The organism is Streptomyces sp. 2114.4, from assembly GCF_900187385.1.
Taxonomy (GTDB): domain Bacteria; phylum Actinomycetota; class Actinomycetes; order Streptomycetales; family Streptomycetaceae; genus Streptomyces; species Streptomyces mooreae.
This window is the reverse complement of the sequence record NZ_FYEY01000001.1, coordinates 1,948,250-1,969,496: the sequence shown is the minus strand read 5'-3', so window position 1 is coordinate 1,969,496 and position 21,247 is coordinate 1,948,250. Positions and strand designations below refer to the sequence as shown.

At 73.3% G+C, this 21,247-nt stretch carries 27 protein-coding genes and 1 pseudogene; 23 read left to right on the top strand and 5 right to left on the bottom strand.

Features of this window, described 5'->3' with window-relative positions:
- Nucleotides 1-3 precede the first annotated feature (3 nt).
- Nucleotides 4-183 carry a hypothetical protein gene (locus CFW40_RS08575; protein WP_088797221.1) on the bottom strand — a complete coding sequence of 60 codons (180 nt, stop codon included), beginning with the start codon at nucleotides 181-183 and terminating at the stop codon, nucleotides 4-6.
- Between the two features lie 274 nt (nucleotides 184-457).
- Between CFW40_RS08575 and CFW40_RS08570 the strand changes: the two genes are divergently transcribed.
- The 4 genes and pseudogenes from CFW40_RS08570 to CFW40_RS08555 form a co-directional block, all read left to right on the top strand.
- Nucleotides 458-1,783: an NYN domain-containing protein gene (locus CFW40_RS08570; protein WP_088797220.1), complete on the top strand. Its 1,326-nt coding sequence runs from the start codon at nucleotides 458-460 to the stop codon at nucleotides 1,781-1,783.
- Nucleotides 1,784-1,943: 160 nt separating this feature from the next.
- Nucleotides 1,944-2,876, top strand: coding sequence for an ABC transporter ATP-binding protein (locus CFW40_RS08565; protein ID WP_256331810.1), 933 nt, complete (start codon nucleotides 1,944-1,946; stop codon nucleotides 2,874-2,876).
- 79 nt (nucleotides 2,877-2,955) lie between these two features.
- Nucleotides 2,956-3,774 carry an ABC transporter permease gene (locus CFW40_RS08560; RefSeq protein ID WP_088797218.1) on the top strand — a complete coding sequence of 273 codons (819 nt, stop codon included), beginning with the start codon at nucleotides 2,956-2,958 and terminating at the stop codon, nucleotides 3,772-3,774.
- Nucleotides 3,775-3,842: 68 nt separating this feature from the next.
- A pseudogene (locus CFW40_RS08555) lies at nucleotides 3,843-4,451 on the top strand (ABC transporter permease); the annotation flags it as partial.
- Between the two features lie 294 nt (nucleotides 4,452-4,745).
- Here the strand turns inward: CFW40_RS08555 and ybaK are convergent.
- The 3 genes from ybaK to CFW40_RS08540 form a co-directional block, all read right to left on the bottom strand.
- Nucleotides 4,746-5,240 (bottom strand): Cys-tRNA(Pro) deacylase, encoded by a 495-nt coding sequence (gene ybaK / locus CFW40_RS08550; protein ID WP_088797217.1) that lies wholly within the window; start codon nucleotides 5,238-5,240, stop codon nucleotides 4,746-4,748.
- A 71-nt stretch (nucleotides 5,241-5,311) separates the two neighbouring features.
- Nucleotides 5,312-6,061: an LON peptidase substrate-binding domain-containing protein gene (locus CFW40_RS08545; protein ID WP_088797216.1), complete on the bottom strand. Its 750-nt coding sequence runs from the start codon at nucleotides 6,059-6,061 to the stop codon at nucleotides 5,312-5,314.
- Nucleotides 6,062-6,260: 199 nt separating this feature from the next.
- A complete protein-coding gene (locus tag CFW40_RS08540) occupies nucleotides 6,261-7,862 on the bottom strand; it encodes an oxidoreductase (protein WP_088797215.1) in 1,602 nt (533 codons plus the stop codon).
- 263 nt (nucleotides 7,863-8,125) lie between these two features.
- Between CFW40_RS08540 and hisD the strand changes: the two genes are divergently transcribed.
- The 12 genes from hisD to CFW40_RS08485 all read left to right on the top strand — a co-directional run bounded on the left by hisD (nucleotide 8,126) and on the right by CFW40_RS08485 (nucleotide 15,900).
- Complete coding sequence (hisD, locus tag CFW40_RS08535) at nucleotides 8,126-9,448, top strand: histidinol dehydrogenase (RefSeq protein WP_088797214.1); 1,323 nt, start codon at nucleotides 8,126-8,128, stop codon at nucleotides 9,446-9,448.
- Nucleotides 9,449-9,456: 8 nt separating this feature from the next.
- The gene (locus tag CFW40_RS08530; RefSeq protein ID WP_088797213.1) at nucleotides 9,457-10,575 is read left to right on the top strand and encodes a histidinol-phosphate transaminase; all 1,119 of its coding nucleotides are present in this window, start codon (nucleotides 9,457-9,459) and stop codon (nucleotides 10,573-10,575) included.
- Nucleotides 10,572-11,165 (top strand): imidazoleglycerol-phosphate dehydratase HisB, encoded by a 594-nt coding sequence (hisB, locus tag CFW40_RS08525; RefSeq protein ID WP_086716854.1) that lies wholly within the window; start codon nucleotides 10,572-10,574, stop codon nucleotides 11,163-11,165. The genes CFW40_RS08530 and hisB overlap by 4 nt, the downstream gene beginning before the upstream one ends.
- Nucleotides 11,166-11,168: 3 nt before the next feature.
- Nucleotides 11,169-11,333, top strand: coding sequence for a hypothetical protein (locus tag CFW40_RS37010; RefSeq protein WP_167392733.1), 165 nt, complete (start codon nucleotides 11,169-11,171; stop codon nucleotides 11,331-11,333).
- Entirely contained in the window at nucleotides 11,324-11,980 is a 657-nt protein-coding gene (hisH, locus tag CFW40_RS08520; RefSeq protein ID WP_088797212.1) for an imidazole glycerol phosphate synthase subunit HisH, read from the top strand. The genes CFW40_RS37010 and hisH overlap by 10 nt, the downstream gene beginning before the upstream one ends.
- Nucleotides 11,980-12,711, top strand: coding sequence for a bifunctional 1-(5-phosphoribosyl)-5-((5-phosphoribosylamino)methylideneamino)imidazole-4-carboxamide isomerase/phosphoribosylanthranilate isomerase PriA (priA, locus tag CFW40_RS08515; protein ID WP_088797211.1), 732 nt, complete (start codon nucleotides 11,980-11,982; stop codon nucleotides 12,709-12,711). The genes hisH and priA overlap by 1 nt, the downstream gene beginning before the upstream one ends.
- A gap of 30 nt (nucleotides 12,712-12,741) precedes the next feature.
- The gene (locus CFW40_RS08510; RefSeq protein ID WP_088801980.1) at nucleotides 12,742-13,149 is read left to right on the top strand and encodes a Rid family hydrolase; all 408 of its coding nucleotides are present in this window, start codon (nucleotides 12,742-12,744) and stop codon (nucleotides 13,147-13,149) included.
- Nucleotides 13,146-13,910 carry an imidazole glycerol phosphate synthase subunit HisF gene (hisF, locus tag CFW40_RS08505; RefSeq protein WP_088797210.1) on the top strand — a complete coding sequence of 255 codons (765 nt, stop codon included), beginning with the start codon at nucleotides 13,146-13,148 and terminating at the stop codon, nucleotides 13,908-13,910. The genes CFW40_RS08510 and hisF overlap by 4 nt, the downstream gene beginning before the upstream one ends.
- Before the next feature lie 26 nt (nucleotides 13,911-13,936).
- Nucleotides 13,937-14,206: an SH3-like domain-containing protein gene (locus CFW40_RS38890; protein WP_088797209.1), complete on the top strand. Its 270-nt coding sequence runs from the start codon at nucleotides 13,937-13,939 to the stop codon at nucleotides 14,204-14,206.
- Nucleotides 14,196-14,483: an SH3-like domain-containing protein gene (locus CFW40_RS38885; protein WP_088797208.1), complete on the top strand. Its 288-nt coding sequence runs from the start codon at nucleotides 14,196-14,198 to the stop codon at nucleotides 14,481-14,483. The genes CFW40_RS38890 and CFW40_RS38885 overlap by 11 nt, the downstream gene beginning before the upstream one ends.
- A complete protein-coding gene (locus tag CFW40_RS08490) occupies nucleotides 14,480-15,070 on the top strand; it encodes a nitrile hydratase subunit alpha (RefSeq protein WP_088797207.1) in 591 nt (196 codons plus the stop codon). The genes CFW40_RS38885 and CFW40_RS08490 overlap by 4 nt, the downstream gene beginning before the upstream one ends.
- 197 nt (nucleotides 15,071-15,267) lie before the next feature.
- Nucleotides 15,268-15,900: a TIGR03085 family metal-binding protein gene (locus CFW40_RS08485; protein WP_088797206.1), complete on the top strand. Its 633-nt coding sequence runs from the start codon at nucleotides 15,268-15,270 to the stop codon at nucleotides 15,898-15,900.
- 40 nt (nucleotides 15,901-15,940) lie between these two features.
- On the opposite strand, the gene CFW40_RS37005 is transcribed toward CFW40_RS08485, so the two are convergent.
- Nucleotides 15,941-16,084 carry a hypothetical protein gene (locus CFW40_RS37005; RefSeq protein WP_176956550.1) on the bottom strand — a complete coding sequence of 48 codons (144 nt, stop codon included), beginning with the start codon at nucleotides 16,082-16,084 and terminating at the stop codon, nucleotides 15,941-15,943.
- Between the two features lie 24 nt (nucleotides 16,085-16,108).
- On the opposite strand from CFW40_RS37005, the gene hisI reads away from it, so the two are divergent.
- The 7 genes from hisI (at nucleotide 16,109) to trpM (ending at nucleotide 21,202) form a co-directional block, all read left to right on the top strand.
- Entirely contained in the window at nucleotides 16,109-16,507 is a 399-nt protein-coding gene (gene hisI / locus CFW40_RS08480) for a phosphoribosyl-AMP cyclohydrolase (protein WP_088797205.1), read from the top strand.
- Between the two features lie 11 nt (nucleotides 16,508-16,518).
- Nucleotides 16,519-18,060, top strand: a complete 1,542-nt coding sequence (locus CFW40_RS08475) for an anthranilate synthase component I (RefSeq protein ID WP_088797204.1) — start codon at nucleotides 16,519-16,521, stop codon at nucleotides 18,058-18,060.
- A gap of 204 nt (nucleotides 18,061-18,264) precedes the next feature.
- On the top strand, nucleotides 18,265-18,930 hold the full coding sequence (locus CFW40_RS08470; RefSeq protein WP_088801979.1) for a TIGR02234 family membrane protein: 666 nt from the start codon (nucleotides 18,265-18,267) through the stop codon (nucleotides 18,928-18,930).
- Nucleotides 18,931-19,015: 85 nt separating this feature from the next.
- Entirely contained in the window at nucleotides 19,016-19,261 is a 246-nt protein-coding gene (locus tag CFW40_RS08465) for an HGxxPAAW family protein (protein ID WP_088797203.1), read from the top strand.
- A 187-nt stretch (nucleotides 19,262-19,448) separates the two neighbouring features.
- Entirely contained in the window at nucleotides 19,449-19,895 is a 447-nt protein-coding gene (locus CFW40_RS08460) for a DUF2752 domain-containing protein (protein WP_088797202.1), read from the top strand.
- A 184-nt stretch (nucleotides 19,896-20,079) separates the two neighbouring features.
- Nucleotides 20,080-20,889, top strand: coding sequence for an indole-3-glycerol phosphate synthase TrpC (gene trpC, locus CFW40_RS08455; RefSeq protein WP_088797201.1), 810 nt, complete (start codon nucleotides 20,080-20,082; stop codon nucleotides 20,887-20,889).
- A 25-nt stretch (nucleotides 20,890-20,914) separates the two neighbouring features.
- Nucleotides 20,915-21,202, top strand: coding sequence for a tryptophan biosynthesis modulator TrpM (gene trpM, locus CFW40_RS38880; RefSeq protein ID WP_371127146.1), 288 nt, complete (start codon nucleotides 20,915-20,917; stop codon nucleotides 21,200-21,202).
- Nucleotides 21,203-21,247 lie beyond the last annotated feature (45 nt).

Sequence of the window (21,247 nt, the reverse complement as noted above, 5' to 3'; positions counted from 1 at the left end):
AGATCAGTTGTGACCGAAGCGCCGCTGGTGCTTACGTGCAACATCTGCCGGGCTGCCCTGGGCCTGCGACCGCGCCTGGGACTGTGCCTCCAGGCTCGCCTTCTGGGCTTCCTGCTGGCCGCGCTCGGCCGCGGATGCCGTCTTCTGCTGCTGACTGCGGTCCTGCTTCTTGTCCTTGGCCATGATCGTGCCTCCTGAGGGGGGAATCCGGGATCGGGGCCGGAACCAGACTTACACGCCGGACAGAGCGCTGCATTTCGGGCAATTACCCTGTGTTAAAGGGTTGATCACACGCTGTGCTCAAGATTCTTGCCGAATCCGCCACGCCGAAGATCGAGTTCGGGCAGTTAACGCCCGCAGGGTCGGGCAGACTCGAAGGACAACCGAAGAAAAACTCGTGCCACGGGCCGAGCCGGGGGGCGACCGGACATCAGCACCTCAGGGAAGAGGGTGGATCGTGGATCGCTGTGTCGTCCTGGTGGACGCCGGGTATTTGCTCGGCGCCGCGGCGAGCCTGCTCGCCGGAGAGCCCGCCCGTTCCCGGATCACGGTGGATCACGCCGCCCTCATCCAGGGACTGCGGCAGCGCGCCGAGGCGGACACCGAACGCCCGCTGCTGCGGATCTACTGGTTCGACGGCGCCCCCGACCGCGTCCCGCAGCCCGAGCACCGCCGGCTGCGGGTGATGCCCCGGGTCACCGTCCGGCTCGGCGCCCTGACCCGCAGTGACGGACGCTGGGCGCAGAAGGGCGTGGACGCCGCCATGCACGCCGAGCTGACCGAACTCGCCCGTAACCGCGCCTGCTCCGACATCGTCCTGGTCACCGGCGACGGTGACCTCCTGCCCGGCCTGATGTCCGCCAAGGAGCACGGCGTCGCGGTCCACCTCTGGGCCGTCCAGGCCGCCGACGGCGACTACAACCAGTCCGAGGACCTGGTTGCCGAGGCCGACGAACGGCGGGTGCTGGACCGGACCTGGATCACCCGCGCGGTCCGCGCCAAGGAACTCGGCGGCCCCTGCGCCCCGCCGCCCGTGCCGCGCCCCGAGATCGCCGCGATCCTCTCCGCCCCGCTGCCCGAGTCCGCGGTCGCTGCCGCTGCCGCCGCGGCAGCCGCCGCCTCCGGCCCGGAAGCCGCCGAGCACGCCCACGAGCGCAACGGCGCCAATGGCGTCTCCCGGCCGCCGGCCGGTACCGCGAGCGCCCCGGCCGCCGCGGACGACCCCGGGGCCGCGGGCTCCCGGGGCGTCCCCACCCCCAAGGACCTGGCCGGACTCGGCCGCGCCCACGCCGCCGGCCAGGGCACCGCAGGCCAGGGCGCCGCCGGCCCGGGCGGCTCCGCCCCGCAGGCACCCACGACCGGCGCCACCCTGCGCTGGTCGTCCGACAAGGGCTGGGTCGAGCGCGGCGGCCCGGTCGGCGAACCCTCCGAGACCGCGGCCCTGCCCACCCTCGCCCAGCTCACCAGCGCCGAGCAGCGCTGGGCGGACCGCGAGGAGGACATCACCGCCGTCAGCGGCGACCCCTTCGAGGTCGGCCAGGTCTTCGCCCGCCGCTGGACCGACCGGCTCTCCGACACCACCCACCTCCAGCAGCTGTCCACGGAGTACCCGCGCATCCCGCACCGCATCGACGGTGAACTGCTCCGCTACGCCGCCCGGTTCGGGCTGCTGGCCCACAAGGACGACCAGATCGACGAGCACGACCGCTATGCGATCCGGGCCGGATTCTGGCGCGAGGTCGATCTGCGGACGGCCGCCGAACACGCCCCGGCCGGGGACTGACCGGCCCCGGAGCCCCCGCCCCGGCCCGCTCGCCGAGCCCCGCGGCCCGGCGGCGGGCCGGGGACGCGTACCCTCATAGCTCGTGAGGACGGGCGCAAAACAGGTGGAGCGCGGGGTGCCGGTGTGCGCCGTGCGGGACCTGGTCAAGACGTACCCCGCGATGCGCGGGCGCCGCGGGGCGGTACGGGCGTCCGCCGTACGCGCCAACGACGGCATCACCCTGGACGTGCACCGCGGCGAGATTTTCGGACTGCTCGGCCCCAACGGAGCCGGCAAGTCCACCCTGGTCCGCCAGCTGACCGGGCTGCTGCGCCCGGACTCCGGCAGCATCTCCGTACTGGGCCACGACCTGGTGCGCCACCCGGAGCGGGCCGCCCGGCTGCTGGGCTACCTGGGGCAGGAGTCCACCGCCCTGGACGAGATGACCGTCGCGCTGGCCGTGGAGACCACCGGCCGGCTGCGCGGCCTCGGCGCCCGTGAGGCGCGCGCCGAGCGGGACGCGGTGATCGGCGAGCTGGGCCTCGACGGCCTCACCGGACGGGCGCTGAAGAAGCTCTCCGGCGGGCAGCGGCGGCTGGCCTGCCTGGCCACCGCGCTGATCGGCGAGCGTCCGCTGCTGGTCCTGGACGAGCCGACCACCGGGATGGACCCGGTCGCCCGGCGCGCCGTGTGGGCCGCGGTGGACCGGCGCCGGGCCGAGCGCGGCGCCACGGTGGTGCTGGTGACCCACAACGTGCTGGAGGCCGAGAGCGTGCTCGACCGGGTCGCGGTGATCGACCGCGGCCGGGTCATCGCCTGCGACACGCCCGGCGGGCTGAAGGAAATGGTGAGCGAGGAGGTCCGGCTGGAGCTGGTGTGGCGCGACCGCCCGCCGCTGGAGGTGCCCGAGGTCGCCGCCCTCGAAGCCGCCGCGCACATCTCCGGACGCCGTTGGACCCTGCGCCTGCCCGCCGACCGGGCCCGGTCCGCCGTCGCCGCGGTCACCGCGGGCCCCGCCTTCGCGGCCCTGGACGATTTCACGCTGGCCACGCCCAGCCTGGAGGATGTGTACCTCGCCCTGGGCGGCCGGGCGGAGGGACTGGTCAAGGCGTGACGGACGTGAACGGGGACCGGTGCGGCGGACGTATGGAGTACCGCGGGGGCAGCGAGGAAGGCGTGGTGACGGCGTGAGTGTGGTTCCCGTGCAGGCGGCGGCCGGGGCGGTCCCGGAAGCCGGGGCACGGCCCGAGGAGGCCGCCGCGCCGCTGGCGCCGCGCGCCCGCCTGGTGCCCGCGCTGGCGGCCGTCTACCGCGCCCAGCTCTCCCGGGCCCGGGTCGCTCGGATCCCGCTGCTGTTCGTCGCCACCTTCCAGTCCATCGGGATCATGGTCCTGCTGCGCGGGGTGGTCGACGGCGGCGATCCGGCCCGGTCCGTGGTGTCCGGCTCCAGCGTGCTGGTCGTCGCCTTCGTGGCGCTCAACCTCCTCGCCCAGTACTTCGGGCAGCTGCGGGCCGGGGGCGGGCTCGACCACTACGCGACGCTGCCGGTGCCGCCGGCCGCCGTGGTGCTCGGCGCCGCCGCCGCGTACGCCTCGTTCACCGTGCCGGGGACGGTGGTCACCGCGGTCACCGGCTGTGTGCTCTTCCAGCTGCCGATGGCCCACCTGTGGGTGCTGGCCGCCGTGCTCCCGCTCGCCGGGGCGGCGCTGGCCGGTCTGGGCGCGGCCCTCGGACTGCTCGCCCCCCGTCCCGAACTCGCCACGCTCTGCGGCCAGTTGGGCATGTCGGCGGCGCTGCTGCTGGGCGTGCTGCCGGCCGAACGGATGCCCGCGGTGATCGGCTGGGCCCGCGATCTGCTGCCCTCGACCTACGGTGTGGAGGCGATGGCACGCAGCTTCGACCCGCATCCCGACTGGGTCGCGGTCTGTGCCGACCTGGGCGTCTGCGCGGCCGTCGGGGTGCTCTCGCTGGCCGTCGCCACCTGGGCGTACCGCCGGGCGGCGGCCCGATGACGGGGCCCACCACACCGAACGGCCGTCCTGCTTCCGGTCCCAGCGGCCCCACCTGGCACGATGACGGGGTGACCGCACCGCTGACGCCCCCCGACAACCAACCGCCCGACGAGCCGCAGCACCCCGAGGCCGCGCCCGTCGCCGACCACGGCGGCCTCGGCGGCCCCGAGCTGGCCCGTGAACTGCGCGAGGGCGCACTGATCGCGCTGGTGGTCGCGGTGACCGGGGTGCTGCTCGGCCTGCTGTGGAACTGGCTCGCCCCGCACATTCCGCTGATCGCGGACACCCGCAACGTCTACCTCAAGAACACCGAGGGCGAAGAGGCGATCGGCGCGGACGGCACCTTCGTCCTGCTGTCCCTCGGCTTCGGTGTGCTCACCACCGCCGCGGTCTTCCTCTTCCGCCGGCGCGGCGGGATTCCGCTGGTCGTGGCGCTGGTCGTGGGCGGACTGCTCGGCGCGGTGCTGGGCTGGCTGACGGGCATGTGGCTGGGCCCCACCCCGGACGTGGCCGCGCACGCCAAGCAGGTCGGCCCCGGGGTGTCCTTCAGCGGCCCGCTGCGGCTGCAGGCCAAGGGCGCGCTGCTGGCCTGGCCGATCGCCGCGATGCTCACCCAGCTCGCCCTGACCGGGCTGTTCGGGCCGCGCGACCCGGAGCCGGAGGCACCGCACTGGCCCGGGGAGCAGCACGAGGACCACCGCGACGCCCGGCACGGTGACGATCACCGCGACGACCACCGCAATGGCCGGCACGGTGACGACCACCGCAACGGGCATCTTGGTGACGACCGCCGCGACGATCACCACGACGCTCACGGGAACCACCCCGGACAGCAGCCGCCCGCCGCGGGCTGACCTGCGCGGATCTCCGGGGCGGCCGTCCGTCCGGCCGCCCCGCCTGCGTTCGTGCCGTCAGCCGCGGTGCCTTCTGCCGAGGCGCCTTCAGCCGCGGTCCCGTCAGCCGCGGTGCCGTCAGTCGCGGGCGATCGGCGCGAGGCGCGCCCCCGTGAGCGCCACCAGATCCTCCGGCGACAGCTCGACCTCCAGGCCCCGCCGCCCCGCCGACACACAGACCGTCGGCCGGCCCTCGGCCGAGGCGTCCACGACCGTGGGCAGCCGTTTGCGCTGTCCCAGCGGGGAGATCCCGCCCCGGACGTAGCCCGTGCTGCGTTCGGCCGCCGCCGGGTCGGCCATCGTGGCCCGCTTGCCGCCGACCGCCGCCGCCAGCGCCTTGAGGTCCAACGACCCCGACACCGGGACCACGGCCACCGTCAACGCGCCGTCGACATCCGCCAGCAGCGTCTTGAACACCTGGTCGGCCGCGACGCCGAGGGCCTGGGCGGCCTCCTCGCCGTACGACGGGGCGGCCGGGTCGTGCTCGTAGGAGTGCGTGGTGAACGGGACGCCCGCCGTGGTGAGGGCGACCGTGGCAGGGGTGCCGACGGATTTCCTGGACTTCTTCGCCACCGTCTTCGTGCCTCGCGTGGGGTCGGGCCGGGCGGAGCGGACACTGCGGTCGTCCGGGTGCGGCCGGTCGGTCAGTTGGGGCTCGTCGGCTGCCGGGTCAGGTCCACCGCCGGCAGCGACGGGAGCTTACCGAGCAGCGCCGACTCCTGGCGAAGGAGTTTCAGCTCCTGCCCCAGCCGGGACGCGGTGTCCGGCGCCTCCAGCAGCCGCTGCTTGGCGGGGACGTCCAGCACGGCCGCCGCGGCGACGAGGTACGACAGCACCGACGGATCGGCGGGCAGGTCCTGCCCGCTCGACAGGGTCCGCTCGTTCGCCCAGGCCAGCCGCTTCTGGTAGGTACGGAAGGCCCGCACGACGCCCGAGGCGAGCGCGCCCGCGCCCTCTCCCTCGCCGTCCTCCAGCTCCTCCAGCTCACCGGTCAGGTACGGCCCCGAGGCGTCCACCGACAGCAGCCGGAAGCGGGTGGTGCCGGTGGCCAGGACCTCGTAGCCGGTGTCGTCGTCGGACGACTTCTCCCGGATGGTCGCCGCGTCGGCGATACAGCCCACGGCGTGGAACGCCTGCATCGGGTCGTCGCCGAAGCCCGCCGCGGGGCCGTCGGCGGACGGCAGGGTGACATCGTCCGGCATGCCCTGCGCGGTGGGGGCGACCTCGCGGCCGTCCCGGATCGCGATCACGGCGAAGCGGCGGTCGTCCTCGGACACCGCGCTCAGATCACGCATCATCGCCCGGTACCGCGCCTCGAAGACGTTCAGCGGGAGCACGAGTCCCGGGAACAGCACCGAGTTCAGCGGGAAGAGCGGTAGGCGCAGGGAGGTCACAGCCCGTAAGCCTAGACGCTGCGCTTGGCTGTGCTCCTATGCGGGCGGGTATTCCGCCGCGACCGAAGCTTCCCCGACGGCGGGAGCGCTTCGGTCGCGGCCGCGCGGTTCGGTGTGTTGGACCCGGCCCGCCGCCTGGCGAAACGGTGGCAAGCCCCCACGGCGGGAAAGCCGAAAACGTGGGAAGCCTCAGCCTCCGCTACTGCCGACGCAGGAGGCGCGACGCACCGGCGGCCACCGTCGTGGCCAGGATCCAGCCCGCCAGGATCAGGACGGCGGCCACCCACTGCGCGCCGCCGCCGGGCTTCCAGGCGGCGCTCTGGTTGAGGTCGATCACCGGGAGGAGGAGGTCCAGGGAGTAGAGGTAGGGGTTCCAGGGCGGGGCCTCGCCCGCCTTGAGGGGCGGAGGCGGGGACATCGAGAAGTAGGCCGTGCCGATGGCCCACAGGATGGCCATCCACACCGCGGCCCGCCCCGGGCGGTAGCCGTAGGCCACCGTCCAGTCCTGGAGGAACCCCCAGGCCTTGGCCGCCAGCGGCAGCGTCTCGCGGCGGCGGCGCTGTTTGGCCAGCAGCACCTCGCGGGCGTCCGCGTCCTCGCCGGTGGTGCGCAGCGAGGCGGCCAGCATCTCGTACGGCTCGGGCGCGTACTCCGGAGTCGCCGCGGCCACCCACTGCAGCCGCAGCGCCAGCGGGAAGGGGCCGCGCGGGATCAGCGTCTCGTAGGCGAAGCCGGCCATCCACAGCCCGCCGAGGCCCGGCCAGCTCGCCGACTTGTCGATGAGATTGACGACCCGGGCACCGGAGAGGATCACCCGGCCGCGCTGTGGCCGGTCGCACAGGAAGCGCAGCTCGGGCGTCTGGATGCGGCGCAGCGACAGCTCCTGGTCGGACTCCATGATGAACCGGGCGTGCTCACAGTCGACCGCGTCGCCGAACCGCCCGTCGTCCAGCCGCATCCCGCCCTCGCACTCGAAGCGCTGCATACGGGTGCCGCGCGAGGGGGTGTGGGCGATGCCGTACGGGGGAGTGGCGCTGCTGGAGAACGGCGAGTTGGCCAGGCCCGCGGCGGTCAGATAGAGGGTGCGCTCGACGGTCAACTGCGGGGCGTTCAGCGCCCGCCGGCCGAAGGGGTTGCGCAGACGGCTGCCCCGCAGGCTCAGCGACACGCCGACGGTGGCGCCACGCAGCGACAGCTCTCCGTAGGACTCCATCATCTCGGCCTGCAGGTCCTGGGCGACGGTCATCCCGTCCGCCGTGATGGACCGGCCCTGCCGGTCCTTGTGCACCACGGTCTGGTTGAGCATCAGGTCCGTGCCGATGTGCGCGTCGGTGAGCCGGACGCCGGAGTGCACCACACAGCGCGGCAGATGGAGATCGCCCTCGGTGTGCAGCCGGGCCGCCTCCAGCCGGGGTATCGCACAGTTCACCATCCGCAGCGTGGTGAACCGGCTCTCCGGCAGCACCACCTCGGTCTCGAAGCGGCAGTCCCGCAGCTCCACGAATGGCTTGATCGTGCCGCCCGCAAGGTCGAGAGTGTCCGTGATGTACGCGCCGGTGAGCTGGAGCGCGGAGACCCGGCCCGGCTGCGCCGGCGGCCCGTCGAGCAGCAGTAACGCCACGACCCTGGCCCGCACCCGGCGCTCCGGGCCCCACAGATGCTGCCCGTGCGGATCGTCGCGGGCCGGGTCGCCGATGTGCAGATCGCAGGTGCTGCCGTTGCGGAAGGCCTGCCACATGCTCCATTCCGCCGACGTCAGCTGCAGGTCGGCGGGCGCGTCGCCGTCCGCGGGCTCGGTCACAGTGGATCCCCCTTGCTCTCCCGTGGTGTGTCGCAACCTGTTCGGACGCATGGCGTGCACCGGTCGTGTGGCGTCCCACAGGCGTCCCCGTACGCCGTCACGTGACCCTTGCCCGCCCCGTGACCGCTTGAACACGCGTGGTCAGGGCCAACTCCGGTCAACTTCAGCGGGCCCGGTCACGGGGTGTGGGGAGCGTGTGCCGCTGTGTATCACTGAGTGATACGGCCGCTCGGGCCCAGGAGCGGGTCTGAGACACTGGGAGGGTGATCTCCCGAATCGATCTGCGCGGTGACGCCCTCCCCGAGGGTGGCGCCCTGCGCGACCTGCTGCCCCGTGCCGAGTTCGACGTGGAAGCCGCCCTGGAGAAGGTGCGGCCCATCTGCGAGGACGTACGCCATCGCGGCACCGCGGCGCTGATCGATTATGCGCGGCGGTTCGACGGCGTCGAGATCGAGCGCGTGCGGGTGCCCGCCGAGGCACTGCGCGGGGCCCTCGACGCGCTGGACCCGGCCGTGCGCGCCGCCCTGGAGGAGTCCATCCGGCGCGCCAGGATCGTCCACCGCGAGCAGCGCCGCACCGACGTCACGACCAAGGTCGTCCCCGGCGGCACGGTCACCGAACGCTGGGTCCCCGTCGAGCGGGTGGGCCTCTACGTCCCCGGCGGCCTCGCGGTCTACCCGTCGTCCGTGGTCATGAACGTCGTCCCCGCGCAGGAGGCCGGCGTCACGGGCATCGCCGTCACCTCCCCGCCGCAGAAGGAGTTCGGCGGCCGGCCGCACCCGACCATCCTCGCCGCCTGCGCCCTGCTCGGCGTCGACGAGGTCTACGCCGCCGGCGGTGCCCAGGCCATCGCGATGTTCGCGTACGGCACCGAGGAGTGCCTGCCGGTCAACCTCGTCACGGGCCCCGGCAACATCTTCGTCGCTTCCGCCAAGCGCCTCCTCAAGGGCCGGATCGGCATCGACGCCGAGGCCGGGCCCACCGAGATCGCGGTGCTCGCGGACGCCACCGCCGACCCCGAGCACGTCGCCGCCGACCTGATCAGCCAGGCCGAGCACGACACCCTCGCCGCCGCCGTCCTGGTCACCGACTCCACCGAACTCGCCGACGCCGTCGAGGACGCGCTGGGGCGGCAGGTCGCGGCCACCAAGCACATCGAGCGGATCACCGAGGCGCTGGCCGGACGGCAGTCCGCCGTCGTCCTCGTCGACGGCATCGACGAAGGCCTCAAGGTCGTGGACGCCTACGGCGCCGAACACCTGGAGATCCAGACCGCCGACGCCTCCGCCGTCGCCGCCCGGGTCCGCAACGCCGGCGCGGTCTTCGTCGGCCCCTGGGCCCCGGTCTCGCTCGGCGACTACTGCGCCGGCTCCAACCACGTCCTGCCCACCGGCGGCTGCGCCTGCCACTCCTCCGGCCTGTCCGTGCAGTCCTTCCTGCGCGGCATCCATGTCGTGGACTACTCCCGCGACGCGCTGGCCGAGGTCGCCCACCATGTGGTGACCCTCGCCGAGGCCGAAGACCTCCCGGCCCACGGCGCCGCGCTGAAGGCCAGGTTCGAATGGAAGGTCCCGCAGAGCAAGTGAGCAGGCACGTGACCAGGATCGACGACCTCCCCATCCGGGACGAGCTGCGCGGCAAGTCCCCCTACGGCGCACCGCAGCTGGACGTCCCGGTGCGTCTGAACACCAACGAGAACCCCTACCCGCTGCCCGAGCCGCTGATCGAGCGGATCGCCGAGCGGGTGACCGAGGCCGCCCGCCGGCTCAACCGCTACCCCGACCGGGACGCGGTCGAGCTGCGCACCGAGCTGGCCCGCTACCTGACCCGCACCGGCGGCCACGAGGTCGGCGCCGACCAGGTATGGGCCGCCAACGGCTCCAACGAGGTCATCCAGCAGCTGCTGCAGACCTTCGGCGGCCCCGGCCGCAGCGCCCTCGGCTTCGAGCCGTCGTACTCCATGCACGGGCTGATCTCCCGGGGCACGGGCACCGGCTGGATCTCCGGCCCGCGCAACGACGACTTCACCATCGACGTCGAGGCGGCCACCCGCGTCATCGCCGAGCAGCGGCCCGACGTGGTCTTCATCTGCTCGCCGAACAATCCCACCGGCACCGCCGTCGCCGAGGCGACCGTGCTCGCGCTGTACGAAGCGGCGCAGGCGGCCCGGGCCGACGGGGCCGGCGCCCTGGTGGTGGTCGACGAGGCCTACGGCGAGTTCAGCCACCGGCCCTCGCTGCTGCCGCTGATCGAGGGCCGGCCGAATCTGGTGGTCTCCCGGACCATGTCCAAGGCCTTCGGCGCCGCCGGACTGCGGCTGGGCTACCTCGCCGCCGACCCCGCCGTGGTGGACGCGGTGCAGCTGGTCCGGCTCCCGTACCACCTCTCGTCCGTCACCCAGGCCACCGCGCTCGCCGCGCTGGAGCACACCGACACCCTCCTGAAGTACGTCGCGCAGCTCAAGACCGAGCGGGACCGCCTGGTCACCGAGCTGCGGGCGGCCGGCTGCCAGGTCGTCGACTCCGACGCCAACTTCGTGCAGTTCGGCCTCTTCGAGGACGCGCACGCCACCTGGCAGGCGATCCTCGACCACGGCGTGCTGGTCCGGGACAACGGCGTACCGGGCTGGCTGCGGGTCACCGCCGGCACCCCGGCCGAGAACGACGCGTTCCTCGACGCGGTTCGCGCAGTACTGAAGGAGAGCAAGCGATGACCCGCGTAGGACGCGTGGAGCGCACGACCAAGGAAACCTCCGTCCTCGTCGAGATCGACCTCGACGGCAGGGGCGAGGTGGACGTGTCGACCGGTGTGGGCTTCTACGACCACATGCTCGACCAGCTCGGCCGGCACGGCCTGTTCGACCTCAAGGTCAAGACCGACGGCGATCTGCACATCGACACCCACCACACCATCGAGGACACCGCGCTGGCCCTGGGCGCCGCGTTCAAGCAGGCCCTCGGCGACAAGTCCGGCATCTACCGCTTCGGCAACTGCACCGTCCCGCTGGACGAATCGCTCGCCCAGGTGACCGTGGACCTCTCCGGCCGCCCGTACCTGGTGCACACCGAGCCGGAGAACATGGCGCCGATGATCGGCAGCTACGACACGACCATGACCCGGCACATCTTCGAGTCGTTCGTCGCCCAGGCCCAGATAGCGCTGCACATCCACGTCCCGTACGGCCGCAACGCCCACCACATCGTGGAGTGCCAGTTCAAGGCGCTGGCCCGCGCCCTGCGCTACGCCAGCGAACGCGACCCGCGCGCGGCCGGGATCATTCCTTCCACCAAGGGAGCCCTGTAGCCCGTGAACGGTCTGTCCACCGTCTTCATCCTGCTCGGGCTCTTTCTCCTCGGCGGTGTCTACTCGTTCTGGAAGCAGCAGCTGCCCAAGGGCCTGATCGTGCTGCTGTCCGTCGGTTCGGCGCTGTGCCTGCTCGCCGGCGTGCTGCGGCTGGAGGTATGGAATTGACCCCCTCGGCATCCCGTAAGAACGTCGTCGTCTTCGACTACGGCTTCGGCAACGTCCGCTCCGCCGAGCGCGCCCTGGCGCACGTCGGCGCCGAGGTGGAGATCACCCGGGACTTCGACCGGGCGATGAACGCCGAGGGCCTGCTGGTCCCCGGCGTCGGCGCGTTCGCCGCCTGCATGGCCGGGCTCAGGCAGGCCCGCGGCGACTGGCTCATCGGACGCCGGCTGGCCGGCGGCCGCCCCGTGATGGGCATCTGCGTCGGTATGCAGATCCTCTTCGGCCGCGGCATCGAGCACGGCGTCGAGACCGAGGGCCTGGACGAGTGGCCCGGCACGGTCGGCCCGCTCAAGGCCGAGGTCGTCCCCCACATGGGCTGGAACACCGTCGAGGCCGCCGGGGACTCGCAGCTCTTCGCCGGGCTGCCGCCCGACGCCCGCTACTACTTCGTGCACTCCTACGCGGTGCACGACTGGGAGCTGGAGGTCGGCAACCCCCACCTCACCGCGCCGAAGGTCACCTGGGCCACGCACGGCGAGCGGTTCGTGGCCGCGGTCGAGAACGGCCCGCTGTGGGCCACCCAGTTCCACCCCGAGAAGTCCGGCGACGCCGGTGCCCAGCTCCTGACCAATTGGATCGAGACCCTGTAATGCCGAACGCCGCAAAGCTCGAACTCCTCCCCGCCGTCGACGTCCGCGACGGCCAGGCCGTGCGCCTGGTGCACGGCGAGTCCGGCTCCGAGACCTCCTACGGCGACCCGCTGGAGGCGGCCCTCGCCTGGCAGCGGTCCGGCGCCGAGTGGCTGCACCTCGTCGACCTCGACGCGGCCTTCGGCACCGGCGACAACCGGGCGCAGATCGCCGAGGTCGCCCGCTCCATGGACATCAAGGTCGAGCTGTCCGGTGGTATCCGCGACGACGACACGCTCGCCGCCGCCCTGGCCACCGGCTGCCGCCGGGTCAACCTCGGCACCGCCGCGCTGGAGACCCCCGAGTGGGTCGCCAAGGTCATCGCCGAGCACGGCGACAAGATCGCGGTCGGCCTGGACGTCCGCGGCACGACGCTGCGCGGCCGTGGCTGGACCCGCGACGGCGGCGACCTCTACGAGACGCTGGCCCGCCTCGACTCCGAGGGCTGCGCCCGCTACGTCGTCACCGACATCAACAAGGACGGCACCCTCCAGGGCCCCAACGTCGAACTGCTCAGGAACGTCTGCGCGGCGACCGACCGGCCCGTGGTCGCCTCCGGCGGTGTCTCCTCGCTCGACGACCTGCGGGTGCTGGCCTCGCTGGTACCGGAAGGTGTCGAAGGCGCGATTGTCGGCAAGGCGCTCTATGCGAAGGCGTTCACCCTCGAAGAGGCGCTGGCCGCAGTGTCGTAAATGTCGTAACGGCGAACGAAAGGCCGCATGATGACCATCGAGCGCGTACGGACCCCCAACCCCTGGGAAGAGAAGATCGGCTTCGCACGCGCCGTGGCGGCCGGCGACCGGGTCCTGGTCGCCGGCACGATGCCACTGGTCGACGGCGTCCTTGTGGGCGAGGGCGACCCGTACGAACAGACCAAGGCCGCCTTCACCCACGCGCTGGATGCGCTCAAACCCTTCGGCCTCGGCGCCGACGCGGTCCTGCGCACCCGTGTGTACCTCACCCACCTGCGCGACGTGGACGCGGCCGGCCGTGCCCACCGGGAGCTCTTCGAGGCCGCGCCGCCCGCTTCGAGCCTGGTCGTGGTCTCCGGCTTCGTCGACCCCCGCGTCCTGGTGGAAGTGGAACTGGAAGCTTTCCGAGAACTGTCAGAGAGGCCTGAACCGACATGACCCTGGCGGTCCGAGTCATCCCTTGCCTGGACGTCGACAACGGCCGGGTCGTCAAGGGCGTCAACTTCCAGAACCTGCGCGACGCGGGCGATCCCGTCGAGATGGCGAAGATCTACGGCGAGGAGGGCGCCGACGAGCTGACCTTCCTCGACATCACCGCCTCCTCCGGCAACCGCGAGACCACCTACGACGTGGTCCGCCGCACCGCCGAGCAGGTCTTCATCCCCCTCACGGTGGGCGGCGGCGTCCGCACCCCCAAGGACGTCGACAAGCTGCTGCGGGCCGGCGCGGACAAGGTCGGCGTCAACACCGCCGCCATCGCCTGTCCCGACGTGATCCGCGAGATCGCCGAACGCTTCGGCAGCCAGGTCCTGGTCCTCTCGGTCGACGCCCGCCGCACCGACGCGGGGACGCCGTCCGGCTACGAGGTCACCACCCACGGCGGCCGCCGCGGCACCGGCATCGACGCCGTGGAATGGGCGCACCGCGCCGCCGAACTGGGCGCCGGCGAAATCCTCCTCAACTCCATGGACGCCGACGGCACCAAGGACGGCTACGACGTCGAGATGATCGAGGCCGTCCGCAAGCACGTCACCGTCCCGGTGATCGCCTCCGGCGGCGCCGGCAAGCTGGACGACTTCTCCCCGGCCGTCGCGGCCGGCGCCGACGCGGTCCTGGCCGCCTCCGTCTTCCACTTCGGGGACCTGCGCATCTCCCAGGTCAAGGACGCCCTCCGGGAGGCCGGACACCCCGTGCGCTGACCGCCTTGCGCCCGTAGGCTCGCCCCATGAGCCGTGTCAACGATGTGGGTGGCCAGGCCGGGTTCGGGCCGCTGGAGATCGAGGCGGACGAGCCGCCGTTCCACGCCGACTGGGAGGCGCGAGTGTTCGCGCTGAACTCCGCACTGGTACGGAACGGGGTCTACCGGCTCGACGAGTTCCGGGACGTGGTCGAGCGGATGGCCCCGCAGGAGTATCTGGCGACGTCGTACTACGAGCGGTGGCTGCAGGCGATCGAGACGCTGCTGGCCGAGCGGGGGCTGCTCGGTGAGGGCTGAATTCCGGCCGGGGGAGCGGGTGCGGGTGCGCGCCGTCGACCCCGTGGGGCACACCCGGGTGCCGCGGTACGTGCGCGGACACGTGGGGCGGATCGTCGAGTGCCAGGGCCGCTGGGCGCTCGCCGACGAGAGCGCGGCGGGCGTTGCCGAGCCGCGCGTGGAGCCCGTCTACACCGTGGCCTTCGCCGCGGCGGATCTGTGGGGCGAGGGCGGTCACGAGGTCACCGTCGACCTCTGGGAGTCGTACATCGAGCGGGTGCGGAAGGACGGGGCATGAGCGGCGAGCACACGAGTGTGCCGGTGGCGGCGCGGGTCAGGCTGCTGGAGGAGCGGCTGATCGAGGCCGGGGTGGTGGCGCAGGAACAGCTGGACGCGGCCCTCGCCGCGATGCTGGAAGGGGCCTCGCCGGTCAACGGGGCGCGGATCGTCGCGCGGGCCTGGAGCGACGAGGGGTTCCGGGAGCGGCTGCTGGCCGAGGCGAACGCGGCGCTGCCCGAGGTGGGGCTCTCGATGGCGGGCGGCATCCAGGAGCAGCGGCTCAAGGTCGTCGAGAACACCGCCACCACCCACCACGTCCTCGTGTGCACCCTGTGCTCCTGCTACCCGGTCGGGCTGCTGGGGCCGTCGCCGTCCTGGTACAAGAGCGAGGCCTACCGCTCCCGGGTGGTGCGCGAACCGCGCGCGGTGCTGGCCGAGTTCGGGCTGGAGCTGCCGGACGACACCGTGATCAAGGTCTGGGACTCCAGCGCGGAGAGCCGCTACATGGTCCTGCCCCGGCGGCCCGACGGCACCACGGGGATGAGCGAGCCGGAGCTGGCCGCGCTCGTCACCCGGGAAGGGCTCATCGGGACCGCCGCGGTCTGACAGGGCGTTCCTGCCCGCTCAGCGTTCTTGCCCGCTCAGCGGCCCGTCCGTGCCGCCCGGGAGCTGGAGCGCATCCTGATGGACCACCCGGAGGCGGGCGGGGCCTGAGCGGGCGCGGCCCCACCGGGCGGGGGAGTCCGGCCGGGGCCGGACGCGGCCCCGTGGCAGGGGGCCGCAGCCGGTCGTAGGCTGGCCGCATGTCGACCCATGCGAAGCGTGAACGGCTCCTTCTCGCCGACCTGTTGGAGAGCGCCGGCCCCGAGGCGGCGACGCTGTGCGAGAACTGGAGCGCGCGGGACCTGGCCGCGCATGTGGTGGTGCGCGAGCGGCGCGCCGACGCGGCCGGCGGGCTGCTCGTCAAGCCGCTGGCCGCCCGGCTGGAGCGGGTGCAGGCGGAGTTCGCCGGCAAGCCGTACGAGGAGCTGATCCGGCTGATCAGGACCGGGCCGCCACGGCTGTCGCCGTTCGCGCTCAAGCCGCTCGACGAGGCGTCCAACACCGTCGAGTTCTATGTCCACGCCGAGGACGTACGGCGGGCGCAGCCGGACTGGACCGCGCGGGAGCTGGACCCCGTGTTCTCGGACGCGCTGTGGTCCAGGATCGAGCGGATGGCCCGGGTGCTGGGCCGGAAGTCGCCGGTGGGCCTGGTGCTGCGGCGCCCGGACGGGCGGACGGCGGTGGCCCATCGCGGCACCCCGGTGGTCACGGTCGTCGGCGAGCCGGGCGAGCTGACGATGTTCGCCTTCGGCCGGCAGGACGCGGCCGATGTGGAGCTGGACGGCGACAAGGACGCCATCGAGCGGCTGCGGGCGGCGAAGCTGGGGGTGTGAGCCCGTCCCCGCCGCGGTCGCATGGCCGGGGGACGCCCTCTCACCAGCGGAACACCACCGCCACGACCACCACGCCGACCACCACCGCCGCCGCGAACACCGCCCCCAGCACCCGCGCCGCCACCCGTGCGGCGCGGTCCGGGTCCGGCGGCGGTGGCGGCGCGGGCGGCTGCTGAGGATGCATGCCTGCAGGATGCCGCACGGCACAATGGACACCATGAGCAGCCGCGCCGCCACCCCGGACAGCACCCCCGCCCTGGACCCCGCCATCGCCGCCCGCCTCAAGCGCGGCGCCGACGGCCTGTTCCCCGCCATCGCCCAGCAGTACGACACCGGCGAGGTGCTGATGCTCGGCTGGATGGACGACGAGGCACTGCACCGCACCCTCACCACCGGCCGCTGCACGTACTGGTCCCGCAGCCGCCAGGAGTACTGGGTCAAGGGCGACACCTCCGGCCACGTCCAGCACGTCAAGTCCGTGGCACTGGACTGCGACGCCGACACCGTCCTGGTCCGGGTCGACCAGGTCGGCGCCGCCTGCCACACCGGCGAGAGGACCTGCTTCGATGCGGACGTACTGACCCCCCAGGCCGGTCAGGACCAGTAGGCTCCGCTGCCATGACCACGGGAACCACCGGCACCGCCACTCCGGACCTCGACACCTTCCGCACCCTCGCCAAGGACCGGCGGGTCATCCCCGTCACCCGGCGCCTGCTGGCGGACGGCGACACCCCGGTCGGCCTCTACCGCAAACTCGCCGCCGAACGCCCCGGCACCTTCCTCCTGGAGTCCGCCGAGAACGGCCGTACGTGGTCGCGCTACTCCTTCATCGGCGTCCGCAGCGCCGCCACGCTCACCACCCGCGACGGACAGGCCCACTGGCTCGGCACCCCGCCGGTCGGCGTGCCCACCGACGGCGACCCGCTCGCCGCGCTGCGCGCCACCGTCGAGGCGCTGCACACCCCCCGCGACCTCATCGAGGGCGAGGGCCTGCCGCCGTTCACCGGCGGCATGGTCGGCTACCTCGGCTACGACATCGTGCGCCGCCTGGAGAAGATCGGCGAGCAGACCGAGGACGACCTGCAGCTGCCCGAGCTGACCATGCTGCTCACCTCCGACCTCGCCGTCCTCGACCACTGGAACGGCACGGTCCTGCTGATCGCCAACGCGATCAACCACAACGACCTCGACACCGGTATCGACGAGGCCTACGCGGACGCGGTGGCCCGCCTCGACGCCATGGCCGACGACCTCTCCCGGCCCGCGCCGCCCAGCGCCGCCGCCCTCCCGCCGTCCGAGGTCCCCCCGTACACCGCCGAGTGGGGCGACGCCGCCTTCCGGGAGGCCGTCGAGGACATCAAGGAGCGCATCCGGGCCGGCGAGGCGTTCCAGGTCGTGCCCTCCCAGCGCTTCGAAACCCCCTGCTCGGCCAGCGCACTGGACGTCTACCGGGTGCTGCGGGCCACCAACCCCAGCCCGTACATGTACCTCTTCCGCTTCGAGGGCGAGGACGGTGTGCGGAACGGCTTCGACGTCGTCGGCTCCAGCCCCGAGGCGCTGGTGAAGGTCGAGGACGGCCGGGCCATGGTCCACCCCATCGCCGGCACCCGTCCGCGCGGCGCGACCGTCCAGGAGGACCAGGCCCTCGCCGACGAGCTGCTGGCCGACCCCAAGGAACGCGCCGAGCACCTGATGCTGGTCGACCTGGGCCGCAACGACCTGGGCCGGGTGTGCGAACCGGGCAGCGTCGAGGTCGTCGACTTCATGTCCGTCGAGCGCTACAGCCATGTGATGCACATCGTCTCGACGGTCACCGGGCAGGTGGCCGAGGGCCGCAGCGCCTTCGACGTGCTCACCGCCTGCTTCCCCGCCGGCACGCTCTCCGGCGCCCCCAAGCCGCGCGCCCTGCAGATCATCGAGGAGCTGGAGCCGACCCGGCGCGGTCTGTACGGCGGCTGCGTCGGCTACCTCGACTTCGCCGGCGACTCCGACACCGCCATCGCGATCCGTACCGCCCTGCTGCGGGACGGCACCGCCTACGTCCAGGCGGGCGCCGGGATCGTCGCCGACTCCGACCCGGTGGCCGAGGACACCGAGTGCCGCAACAAGGCGGCCGCCGTGCTGCGCGCTGTGAACACGGCCAATCACCTGGGGGCGTAGCCCGCCGTTGGTGGTCCACCGGGCGGGACCACCGACGGCTCCTGCCCCGGCCCGCCTCGCCGCGGGGTGCCCGGAGTGCCCAACAAGGCGGCCGCGGTGCTGCGCGCCGTGAACACGGCCAATCACCTGGGCGGGTAGCCCCCGCGCCTGAGGTGCCACCCCCGCGCGCCGGGCCCCGCCGGCCGGTGCGCGATAGTGGTACCCGTGAGTGCCGTACCCCAGACCCCTGCCGAGACCCCGCCCTCGGTCACGCCCGGGCCCCCGCCGGCCAGGTCCGCGTCCCGTGCCAAGCGCAGTCTCGCCCTGGCGCTGCCGGCCGGCGCGGTCGGCGCCGCCCTGGCGCTGCTGGCCTCCGGCCGCACCTGGGCCAAGGGCACCGCGGTGCTGGCCCAGGGCGAGCTGCCGCGCAGCGTGACCGGCGCCGATGTGACCGGTGTGCCCGGCGCGCTGGCCGTCGTCGGGCTGGCCGCGCTGGTCGCCGTCTTCGCGGTGCGCAAGGCCGGCCGGATCGCGGTCGCCGTTCTGCTCACGCTCAGCGGCGTGGGCATCGCCGTCGCCGCGGTGCTGGGCAACTCCGACACTTCGGCGCTGCGCGAGAAGGCCGCCACCGCGGTCGGACTGACCGACGCCGGTGTGCATCACGTCACGCACACCGGATGGCCGTGGGTGGCCGCCGCCGGCGGTCTGCTGCTGCTGCTCGCCGGGCTGCTGGCACTGGTCTGCGGGCGCCACTGGCCTGCCATGTCGGGCCGCTACGAGCGCACGCCGGGGGGCGGCCGCGGCCCGCGGCGGACGTCGCCCGCGCCGGATCTGGACCGCCCCGAGGAGATCTGGAAGTCCCTGGACCGCGGTGAGGACCCCACCCGGTAACGGTGCTCCACCCGGCATCGGTGACAATGGGCGCTGAGGATCACCGCGCCCCGACCCCGGCGCGAGAGAGCAACGAGGAGCATTCATGTCGAGCAGTGGCCACGGACACACCCCCGCCGCCTGGACCGGCGTCATCATCTCGTTCATCGGCTTCTGTGTCTCCGGAGCCTTCATCGTGCTGGGGAACGTGCCCGGCTTCTGGGCCGGCATCGTGCTGATCGGCCTCGGCGCCCTGGCGGGCGGTCTGATGCGCGCGGCCGGCCTGGGCCAGGAGCCCAAGCGCTCGGCCAAGCCGCGCACCCAGGCGCAGGCGCAGCCGCAGGAGGGCTGAGCCGGCCGCAGGAGGGCCGAGCCCTCCGCTCCCGTGGCGCCGCGACCCGGCGCCACCCTCGTGGCACCCCTCGAAGGCGCCGCTTCCCGGTCCGTACGCACCCCAGGTGCCGTACCAGCCGTCCGTGCCCCTTCCGTACGGCGGCCGAGAAGCTGCGCCTTCGCGCGCATGGCCGCACAATCGGCACGTGAGCGAACCCGCGGCGCGGCCCCGGCCCGAAGCCCGACTCCCCGGCGGGCTGCCCCGCCGTCTGGCAACGCCCCTGGGCGTCCTGGCCGCCGCCACCGCCGCCTTCGCCTGCCTCGGCGTCGTCGACCCGAACGAGCCCGGGCACTACCCGGTGTGCCCGCTGCTGCACCTCACCGGCCTCTTCTGCCCGGCCTGCGGCGGGCTGCGCAGCGCCCATGCCGTCGCCCACGGCGATCTCGTGGCAGCACTGGGCGCCAACGCCCTCGCGGTGGCCGGGTACGCCGCCTGTGCGGTCCTCTGGGCCCGCTGGCTGGGCCGTGCGGCGCGCGGACGCCGTACGCCGGGCCCGCGGCCGCGAGCCGTCCACTGGTGGGCGCTGGGCGCTCTGCTGCTGGTCTTCACGGTCGTCCGCAATCTCCCCTTCGGCAGCGGGCTGGCCCCGTGATCCGCAGGCCGCGCGGGCCGGCCGCGCCCGCCCGCGCGGGGTGCCCGGATGTCCGGGTCGTGGGATCACGGTCCACCGGATGTGAGACCTGGATCCTTTGGCGGATACCATCGGAGTGCCGGATGGGGCAGCTCGTCCCGGCGGCCACTGTCCACCTCCACCGCTCAAGAAGGAGGCCGCTCGCGTGAGTGTGCTCGACGAGATCATCGACGGCGTCCGTGCCGACCTCGCAGAGCGGCAGGCGCGCGTCGGCCTCGACGAGCTCAAGGAGCGGGCCCAGAAGGCGCGCCCGGCCAAGGACGGCGTCGCCGCGCTCAAGGGCGAGAGCGTCACGGTGATCTGCGAGGTCAAGCGCTCCAGCCCGTCCAAGGGCGCGCTAGCCGCGATCGCCGACCCGGCCGGACTGGCCGCCGACTACGAGGCGGGCGGCGCGGCGGTCATCTCCGTCCTGACCGAGCAGCGCAAGTTCGGCGGTTCGCTGGCCGACCTGGAGGCCGTCCGCGCCAAGGTCGACATCCCCGTGCTGCGCAAGGACTTCATCGTCACCGCCTACCAGCTGTGGGAGGCCCGTGCCTACGGCGCCGACCTCGCGCTGCTGATCGTCTCCGCGCTGGAGCAGGAGGCCCTGGTCTCGCTGATCGAGCGGGCCGAGTCGATCGGGCTGACGCCGCTGGTCGAGGTGCACGACGAGGAAGAGGTCGCCCGTGCGGTGGACGCCGGTGCCAAGATCATCGGTGTCAACGCCCGCAACCTGAAGACCCTCGAGGTCGACCGCGGCAACTTCGCCCGGGTCGCCCCCGAGATCCCCGACCACATCGTCAAGATCGCCGAGTCCGGGGTGCGCGGACCGCACGACCTGATCGCATACGCCAATGACGGCGCGGACGCGGTGCTGGTCGGCGAGTCGCTGGTGACCGGCAAGGACCCCAGGACCGCGGTCGCCGACCTGGTCGCCGCGGGCTCCCACCCGGCGATCCGGCACGGCCGGTCCTGAGCGCCGGGGAACGGCACACACCGACATGACCGCCACTGCCGTGAGGCTCAGCTGCCGGGCCCGGGTTCCGTACCCGGGGCCGGCCGGCGCGCGCGCCGCGGCGGGGGCCACCCACCTCCCGCGCCCGGCGCTGGTCCGCGGCTTCCCGCCCGCCGCCCACCACCCCGAGCCGCAGCGCTGCGCGCTGCCGCCGTGGCACCGCGGCTGCCGGGCGCCCGCACGACGGGTCCACGGGCGCAGGGTCAGGTATCACATCGGATCCGAGCCGGGACAGATCAACGGCAGGCGATGGCGACCGGGGCCCGCGCGCTGACGCGTCGGCCCCGCCCGGGCGCCGGGGTGCGGGTGGGTGCGGCGG

Coding starts and splice junctions, on each gene's coding strand:
- CFW40_RS08575 (WP_088797221.1), bottom strand. CDS start 183: ATGGCCAAGGACAAGAAGCAGGACCGCAGTCAGCAGCAGAAGACGGCA.
- CFW40_RS08565 (WP_256331810.1), top strand. CDS start 1,944: ATGCGCGGGCGCCGCGGGGCGGTACGGGCGTCCGCCGTACGCGCCAAC.
- hisB (WP_086716854.1), top strand. CDS start 10,572: ATGACCCGCGTAGGACGCGTGGAGCGCACGACCAAGGAAACCTCCGTC.
- hisH (WP_088797212.1), top strand. CDS start 11,324: ATGGAATTGACCCCCTCGGCATCCCGTAAGAACGTCGTCGTCTTCGAC.
- priA (WP_088797211.1), top strand. CDS start 11,980: ATGCCGAACGCCGCAAAGCTCGAACTCCTCCCCGCCGTCGACGTCCGC.
- CFW40_RS08510 (WP_088801980.1), top strand. CDS start 12,742: ATGACCATCGAGCGCGTACGGACCCCCAACCCCTGGGAAGAGAAGATC.
- hisF (WP_088797210.1), top strand. CDS start 13,146: ATGACCCTGGCGGTCCGAGTCATCCCTTGCCTGGACGTCGACAACGGC.
- CFW40_RS38890 (WP_088797209.1), top strand. CDS start 13,937: ATGAGCCGTGTCAACGATGTGGGTGGCCAGGCCGGGTTCGGGCCGCTG.
- CFW40_RS08490 (WP_088797207.1), top strand. CDS start 14,480: ATGAGCGGCGAGCACACGAGTGTGCCGGTGGCGGCGCGGGTCAGGCTG.
- CFW40_RS08485 (WP_088797206.1), top strand. CDS start 15,268: ATGTCGACCCATGCGAAGCGTGAACGGCTCCTTCTCGCCGACCTGTTG.
- CFW40_RS37005 (WP_176956550.1), bottom strand. CDS start 16,084: ATGCATCCTCAGCAGCCGCCCGCGCCGCCACCGCCGCCGGACCCGGAC.
- hisI (WP_088797205.1), top strand. CDS start 16,109: ATGGACACCATGAGCAGCCGCGCCGCCACCCCGGACAGCACCCCCGCC.
- CFW40_RS08475 (WP_088797204.1), top strand. CDS start 16,519: ATGACCACGGGAACCACCGGCACCGCCACTCCGGACCTCGACACCTTC.
- CFW40_RS08465 (WP_088797203.1), top strand. CDS start 19,016: ATGTCGAGCAGTGGCCACGGACACACCCCCGCCGCCTGGACCGGCGTC.
- trpM (WP_371127146.1), top strand. CDS start 20,915: ATGACCGCCACTGCCGTGAGGCTCAGCTGCCGGGCCCGGGTTCCGTAC.